This is a genomic window from Pseudomonas rubra, assembly GCF_028656935.1.
GTDB classification, from domain to species: domain Bacteria; phylum Pseudomonadota; class Gammaproteobacteria; order Pseudomonadales; family Pseudomonadaceae; genus Aquipseudomonas; species Aquipseudomonas rubra.
The window spans coordinates 1-7,680 of record NZ_JAMDGZ010000083.1 but is presented as its reverse complement, the minus strand read 5'-3'; the positions used below and the strand labels follow the sequence as shown (position 1 = coordinate 7,680).

Annotated in this window: 7 protein-coding genes; 2 read left to right on the top strand and 5 right to left on the bottom strand. The window is 54.2% G+C overall.

Annotated features, from left to right (window positions below; all coding sequences use genetic code 11):
* The 5 genes from M5G17_RS26870 to M5G17_RS26850 form a co-directional block, all read right to left on the bottom strand.
* Positions 1 to 182: hypothetical protein (locus tag M5G17_RS26870; protein WP_273895885.1), on the bottom strand; the 182-nt coding region annotated here is incomplete at its 3' end.
* Entirely contained in the window at positions 182 to 1,309 is a 1,128-nt protein-coding gene (locus M5G17_RS26865) for an AAA family ATPase (protein ID WP_273895884.1), read from the bottom strand. The genes M5G17_RS26865 and M5G17_RS26870, both read right to left, overlap by 1 nt.
* 868 nt (positions 1,310 to 2,177) lie before the next feature.
* The gene (locus M5G17_RS26860; protein ID WP_273895883.1) at positions 2,178 to 2,708 is read right to left on the bottom strand and encodes a hypothetical protein; all 531 of its coding nucleotides are present in this window, start codon (positions 2,706 to 2,708) and stop codon (positions 2,178 to 2,180) included.
* Positions 2,709 to 3,608: 900 nt separating this feature from the next.
* Positions 3,609 to 5,468 (bottom strand): hypothetical protein, encoded by a 1,860-nt coding sequence (locus tag M5G17_RS26855; protein ID WP_273895882.1) that lies wholly within the window; start codon positions 5,466 to 5,468, stop codon positions 3,609 to 3,611.
* Positions 5,468 to 5,785, bottom strand: a complete 318-nt coding sequence (locus M5G17_RS26850; RefSeq protein ID WP_273895881.1) for a hypothetical protein — start codon at positions 5,783 to 5,785, stop codon at positions 5,468 to 5,470. Before M5G17_RS26850 ends, M5G17_RS26855 begins: the two co-directional genes overlap by 1 nt.
* A 636-nt stretch (positions 5,786 to 6,421) precedes the next feature.
* On the opposite strand from M5G17_RS26850, the gene M5G17_RS26845 reads away from it, so the two are divergent.
* Entirely contained in the window at positions 6,422 to 6,664 is a 243-nt protein-coding gene (locus M5G17_RS26845) for a hypothetical protein (RefSeq protein WP_008091975.1), read from the top strand.
* Positions 6,657 to 7,583, top strand: coding sequence for a site-specific integrase (locus M5G17_RS26840; protein WP_273895880.1), 927 nt, complete (start codon positions 6,657 to 6,659; stop codon positions 7,581 to 7,583). Before M5G17_RS26845 ends, M5G17_RS26840 begins: the two co-directional genes overlap by 8 nt.
* The last annotated feature ends 97 nt before the right edge of the window (positions 7,584 to 7,680 follow it).

Here is a 7,680-nt window from a genome sequence, read left to right as displayed (position 1 = left end):
ATCGGAGAATCCCTAGGAGTCAGAGCGATGTCATTTATAACATCATCTAGCATTGGTCCTATACGCTCAACCTGCTCATCCAATGTATAGGGTGGCACCGGCTCTCCAAACCCAGATTTGAATGGCACATGGTCTGCCAGCTTTTCCCCGCGTCCAAATAGAAATCGTTCTTTCTCGGCCATTATTTAGCTCCTGCTGACAATGCTGATCTAAGTGTGTCTCTTGAAACGCCGGTAATTTTGCTGGCCGTTCGCTGTGACGCCTTGCCCTTGGTCACCAACAGCAATGCCAATTGCTTCCTATGTGCACGGTCATCTGGGCACTGTCGTTCTAAAAGCATTTTTAAAAAATTGGTAGCACCAACTTCACCTTCTAGCAACTGAGCTTTCCGCAGATTATTTATCTCTCGCTGGAAGTCACTATAGGAAGTTTCCTGCATGAGCGCGGATACGAAATACATCCAATCTTTCGGTAAATCACTTCCTGCCGTCAATGCCCCACCGACCCGCATCAGATCCTCTGTGCTAGGTCGCTTAAACTCAACAACTTGATCAAACCTACGCTGCACTGCAGGATCAAGGAGATGGTAATGATTTGTCGCGGCTACCAGCAAGTTATTTCCTTGCCACTGATCTAGCTCCTGAAGCAGAACGGTAACTAGCCGCTTAGTTTCACCTACATCTGAATGATCGTCCCGTTTTTTGGCAATCGCATCAAGCTCATCAAGTAATAATACACACGGACGTGAGCGTGCGTACTCAAGGGATCGTTTTATATTATTCCCCGTCTTACCTAGATAGCTGCTCACTACAGTCGCCAAATCCAGCGTTAGCAACGGCACCTTCAGCTTCAGAGCCAAGTACTTCGCACAAACAGTTTTTCCAACGCCAGGTGGACCGGTAAACAAAATTTTGCTCGTGGGCATTATACCGGCCTCGATAAGCCGCTTAGTATTCTTTCGCTCCGAGATTATTAGATTTAATGGACCTTTGATTTCTTCAGAACTAACAAATCCGTTCGGAAGAGTTACCGGATCTTCGACGTTAAGAAGCTCACTATTTGTTTCATTATCAGCAGGTACGGGAGATGTCAGACCAGTGTCCTTTACTCGGCGTATAGCACTAGCTGCGGACTGGTCAAAACGCTGGGAAAACACCTCATTCTGGATGAGTTCAGCTATAGGATTCCCGGCCTCTCGAAGGCTCCGCACCAAGCGTAAAGCTTGAATCCGCACCTTCTCGCCATCGCCCAGCGCACCAATTTTGGCAATCTGGACTAATTTTGTGACGACGTCGCTGAACTCGTCCATTTTTTACGTAAACCCCTGATTTTAAAGCACTTTGATGTGGACTAGGTGTCATTATCCCATCGTGACTGCGTAGCTACAAGGGAGTGGCGACGAACGAGGTGATTTTTCTGTATGGATGTACAGCAAAATGCTTCATCAGCACATAGCTACCAGCTTGACCGAAGCTACTCCGGACACAGGCAAGCATCCCGGCTGGTGCGCTACTGACTGCATCGCTCTCCACTGCCAGAAAACTAGTAGCCCAGTTTTGAGACCGCTACAGCTCTGTGCAAAGAAGCCCACCGGCGACACCCTTACCTTACGACTCCGAAAACCTGCCACAACGTTCAGGAGTAACGGCTCCAGGAGCGACTCCGTCAGGATGCATACGCACGAAGCAAGTGATGCGCTTTTAATTTTTCGTCGGGTCGCAGTGAAGGACAGCGCAGCTCCCATTCCACCATCCCCGAAAAACCACGGAGAAACCATGGCTATGTGCTACCTTTTCTTAGCCTCTCATCTATACATGCTCAAGGGAGTACACATGTTTACTGAAATCAAGCCAGGTCCGAAACCAAAGCGTGAAGACGGTAACGACGACCGCAGGCGGCACGTTAATCCGCCTAACGATAAGAAACACCCGACTCTGCCCATTCACAAGCACAAGCCAGGTGATTGATACCCCTCTCAAGTAGCCCTCCAACAATGATCACGTGGAGGGCATCTAATGCTCAGATGCTCCCCATCCGTAAGCTCAGCTCATTTTCTACCCGCAGCATCATCAGAAAGGTGGACAGGTGAGGGTCAATGACCCGATGTAGCAAATGGCAAACTTTTGGGTGCCATCAATGGATGAGAAAACCAAAACGTACTGACAGTGAAGTCGTGGTCATAGTCGGTGGATATCACTGCCTTTTTTCAAGCAAGCCCCCGTCTTTCCTATAGTGGTAGCTCTTCTCAGGTTCATAAGAAGATCAGCTTCACTCACCTTTCCATTTCGAACGCTTGTGAGCTCTGCCTTTTTGAGCCAAAGATGACCTGCCTTGCTCTCGTTGGGAATGACAGTGATGACGATATCTACTGCCGGACTCCCTGAAAACGCCCCCGACACCTCTGGCTTGGTGAAGTTAAAAGTGAGTTCATCATCGTCCGTTGCCGGGACGCTTTGAGCGGCGACAATCGGGGCTCCTGCCCGCGCAGCGATTGGAAACTTAGCCGAGTAAAGTGCAGTGCCGTTGTGTACCTGCTTGGTTATCTCCAGAAAGTACTGCTCCCGATCCGTGGCGCTAGACGGCGTCGTACAGTCCTCACCCTCAGTGGCGAAATACTTTCCCTCGAACGCATAATCGCCCTGCCAACATCCAGCTACAGACACAGACACAGATACCATAGCCAGTAACGCCAATTTCCATTGCTTCACCCCGCACGCTCCTTGATGACAATGTGCCATTTGTTCCATTTACCTCTCGCCAAAGCTACGGCATACGCCTACAGCATTGAGTTGCTGCACAAACAGTTGGCAGCGTAATTCGTCCAGACATAAAAGCGCCGGCATCCAGTACAGGCGGATGACGGAGCCCTCCGTGGCCACGATGACCCGACGCGCCGCCGTCTGCCTCCAAGACCAAGTGGGGAACATCGCAGAGAGCACCAGAAGCTCCTGCAGATCGGCTCGCATCATGGTTTGCCCTCGCCATTCGCTTCTTGGCGCTCAATCCACTCGGCGACTCCCCACAACCCCGCGCCTAGCACTGCCAGAACGACGATCAACCATAGGGGAACCACGCGGTGAGCCCCTAGCCAAAAACCCGCGCCGGCACACACAACTGTGACCCAAAACTTCTTCATACCGACCTCCAGCCTCATTTGAAGCCGAAGTTACCTCCATCTCAGGGTGTGTCATTGCGCTCTAGAAAAAATGCTAAGTTCCCCCAGTGGGATTTGGGGATGCCGTAACGATTTCTTGAGAGGCCGCGAGGTGCGCCAAGGAAATAACAAGGTGCCACAGGGCATGAAGATGAATCCTAACGGCCTCTCACTGGTGCGGCAGAGGCGCCATTAGTTGGCACGAATCCATGTCGATGGTAGCGCTAGGTTTCGAGGGGATCGTTGACGGGCAGCCTAAAGGTGACTCACTGTCATGCCGATGGTGAAGCGGTGCGGCCTGATACCAGGGCAGGACGAAACTTGAGATTTATGCCGGGGGCATGCAGCAGCGCGAGAGCTCCTGCGAATTGGGGGGCTTGTGCAGACGCGCCCCACTGAACGTGGCGTCATCATCTGCACCAGGGCGGTCAACGCCGCCCCTCCTACCCAAACTCTACTTGTTAGGTTTCGGGGGGTTTAGCGACCGCCCCGCACCTTGACTACTTGGCCGAGGTGGTGGAATCGAGCTAGGCCCGACCGGATTGGCAGACCGTGGGGCCGATGGAGGCGTTCCAGCACCGTTCTGTGGGCTCGAACCACCTCCGCCTCGTGATGAAGCCGCAGCACCTATCCCCGCCAATTTAGATCCTAACATGGCAACGCCAACTGCTTTCATAGCGAAGCGACCCGCATCACTGGCTGTAGCCACGGCGCCTGACAGGCTGCCCGCCAGACCTCCCAACGAAACACCAAGCATACTCGAAGTGATCCAAGTGGAAAGGCCAAGCGATACGGCAGCTACGGCTGACATCAATCCACGAAGACCATCGTAATCAGCCCCTACTCCAGTCCATCCACTTGCGGCTCCCGCCTGCGCTACGGCTACAGCAGCCATAGTTTGTGAGATCGCAACGGTGATCATCTGGGCGGTCATAACCGCGATGACCGGCAGAAGGAGTAGAGATAGCCAATTAACGAGTATCGTAGCCCCCCGCAGTGGCGCGAGCAGCAGGAAAAGCGGGGCAAGGATCAAGACAATCCAGAACAACCATGCCGACATGATGACATATCCCGGCAACAGCGTTTGCAGATCCAGCCAGCTACTGAAGTTTTTGAACATCTGCGCAGCGGCCAAGATTCCACCGGCGACCTCGGTGTCCCCAGCCGACATGCCCGTCGTTCTCTCTAGAGAACGAGCCATGAATCGTTGCCACGCCACGGCGGTACTGACCGCTCCAACCTCCGCGCTAACTCGCTGCCCACCCGCAATGACCTGACCTGAGTCGCGCAGCGCTTGGTAGGCCTGCTCTGCCCCCATCTGCGCGATCTGGTACGCCTCTACGCAGCTGGATGGCCGAAACATGATTCCCTGATCATCCCCGACGATTGTCGATTTCTGATTAGGCATTTTGCTGATTGGCAAATAGGACGGCGTCGCATCATCTTGACCTGCAAGCCTTGCAGCCCAATGTGACTGAGTTGGCAACGCATAGCTGCTCCCCATGAAGGGGCCTGCCGATTCCAAAGCTCGTATACCCGCTTCTCGGCGTGACTGGATAGCTCTCTGATCGAGCACATGCTCCAAACCTGTACGAGCAGCCCCTCCTCCCAGCAAGTAGGCCCCCCAACCGCCATTTTCTTCAGCGGAGCCAAAAACATATGTCCATGCACCTCCGAGGCCGGTACGCGCCTGCGCAATGAGACCAACTTCTTTATCTGGAATCCCAAGCCCGCCGCCGCCCAACAGGCCAATGGCATGCAACGCCTCCACTTTGGCTGCATGCTCAGGCCCTGCTAGCTCAGCCGGTGCTGGGGCACAACTGGCGTTGTAATCCCTGATCAGCCGGGCGAGATCACTACCCGCAAACACATCCGCTGAGCGCCCAACCATATTGTCGATTGCCGCCTGCGCTGGGACGATTGTCCCGGCCACAGTTTGGTCGCTCAAAACCTGGTCAAATGCCTGCCGGTACATCACGTGTATCGCCATGACAACTTTAAGCGGAACCGCTTGGACCTCGATCATTCGTACTGACGCGCCACTTGGAAGCGTCACAGTCGCCGGTCTCATTCCATACGCCAACAGCAGGAAAATTAGGACACCGGCAAAAAACGTACGGCCTGCACCTTCACCCAACCGCAGCACAACCAGCAGTAGCCAGCCAATCCCCACCACTACGATCAGTTCAGTGCTCGTCTCATTGAGCGCAACGAACAGTGGTTCGGTAGCGGTCATGATCGTCAAAGCGACGTTCTCCCATAGACCGAATACCCAGTTGAACCCGGCAAAATCCTCAGCCGACGCGACACTCATCAAACAGCCCGCCGCCGAATTATCCAGCTCCGAAGGGCCAAACAAATCCTAGCGGCCCACAAACCAAACCAAATCAGACACAGTGCAAAACCGAGCAGGATGAAATACTGGGCCGCAGGTGCAGCTAACAAATTGCCCGTGCGTTGAACGGCATCATACTGTTCCACCACATGCTGACCATATGGCCGCATAACTGCCCCAGCGAACAAGTGCAGCAGGCCAAGAACTGGCCCGAGGACGATGCCAGCCCTACCAACCCACTTTGTGGCAAAAGGCATCCGCAGGTGCATTGAATCCAGAAAAATCCCAAGTTTCATGCTCACATCTCTCCGGTAAAAAGGCAGAACGACCTCCAGCCTATCGCTCCCCTTCCTGCGTCTCCACTCAACTCGATGTAGTTACTACCGTCTCGATTTCGGCGCCTATGTGCCCGCTATGTAACGCGCCTAAATGGCGCTCTACATAGCGGGCACACTCGACCATTCCGATTTGACGCAACAAATACAACGCAGCGACATTGCGTTGTCTGCCCATCCTCATTTTCGTAAGCTGGTTGGGAACCAAACCGCACTGCCCGGCAGTTTCGTTACCCGTGTGATTCACGGGTTGAGACAGTGGCAGGGGGCTCGGCCTGCGTCATCGCGGGCACTAGCCCATCGGTCACACCCGCGTCATCGCATGTGTGCCCGGCCCAACGCCGACTACGTGTCGGGACCATCAACAACCAACCACTTGAGGAGAGAAGACAACCCAGCATGGTCAGCCAGACCCAATGGCAACCGAACCTGAGCGGACACTTAGGAACTCACTCGGAGAATCCGAGTAGGCGTGAACAGTCCCCGCCTGCATCTCATGCAAAGGGGGGCGAACAGGCACACAACGAACCATCCACGGATGGTGTGTCGCTGAACCGGCAACGGTCAGGAGTTCTTACACCAGATAGAGAGAATCCCATGAGCGAATTCGATGCGCAGAGCATTACTGCACGCCTCAAGGCCGAATCTAGGATTCGGAGAAAGCCCCGAACCTATGCCCAACGTCGCTCATTGCTGGATAACTACAAGTACGAGCTGTTGCAGCTTGATTCAGCAGGCTGCAATGGCACCGAATTGCAACGCTGGATAGCAGAAAAAGGCATCAAGATTCAGCGTTCGACAGTGCACCGATGGCTACATCGGAATCGCCTGAGTGGCTAAGTTCGCCAAGCCTGCAAAACAAGCCGCGTCCGTGATGAAAAGCCTCCAGGGCACTCACATCCGCTCAGTGGGCACCGTTCGCAATTATGAGCAACGCTTGGTCCGCATTACCGCTTACCTTCAGGAGCATCGACTCGGCAGCCTCCGTGAAATGACCCCCGCCCGCGCCCTTGAGTACCTCCGCCATAGGGCGACCATCGTTGGCCAGAAAACCTTGGATATGGAGCGCCAGGCTCTGCAAGCCATGATGCAGCATGTCACTCACCAGCTAACACCGGGCCAGACCCTTGAAGTCATCAAGAGCACCGCAATAGGTCGCACAGGAACGACAAACCATCCTGCATTGGGCCGCAGGCTGGCCGATCAAACGAGAGCCTACAACGGCGAGCAAATGTCATTGATTGCAGCTCGTCAAGCTCCTCACAACGCGCTGGCGACAGAGATTGCGTATGCCGCAGGCCTCCGTGCCCATGAATTACTCGGCCTTCGCAGAACGCACCAACGCGTACCGGATCAACGTCCTGCGCATGGAATGAAGTTTTCAGGAATTCGCGAATCGACCATCAGCTACACCGTTCACGGCAAAGGTGGGCTGATCCGCGAAGTCCGTATTCCAATCCCCCTAGCCCAGCGACTGGAGAGAACCCGGCTGACAGAGCCACGAACTGTCAAAGATCGAGGAATCAACTACCAACAGTTTTACGAGATTGGCGGTGGTCAGCCGTGGAGCAAAAGCGTTAGCGCAGCCTCCAAAGTAGCACTCGGGTGGTCGAACGGCGCACATGGACTGCGGCATACCTACGCCCAGGAGCGCATGACGACATTGCAGAGTCATTTAACGCGAAAACAGGCACTGGCAGTGGTTTCGCAGGAAATGGGCCACTTCCGACCGGAAATCACTGAGGTTTATCTGCGTTGAGAACAAACATCGACCCCACATGGATCAGCAGTAGCTTCCTCTTCGTCATTGGCGTAGCGGTGATCGTGATTGGTGTTTTGTAAGGGCTCCATGAACC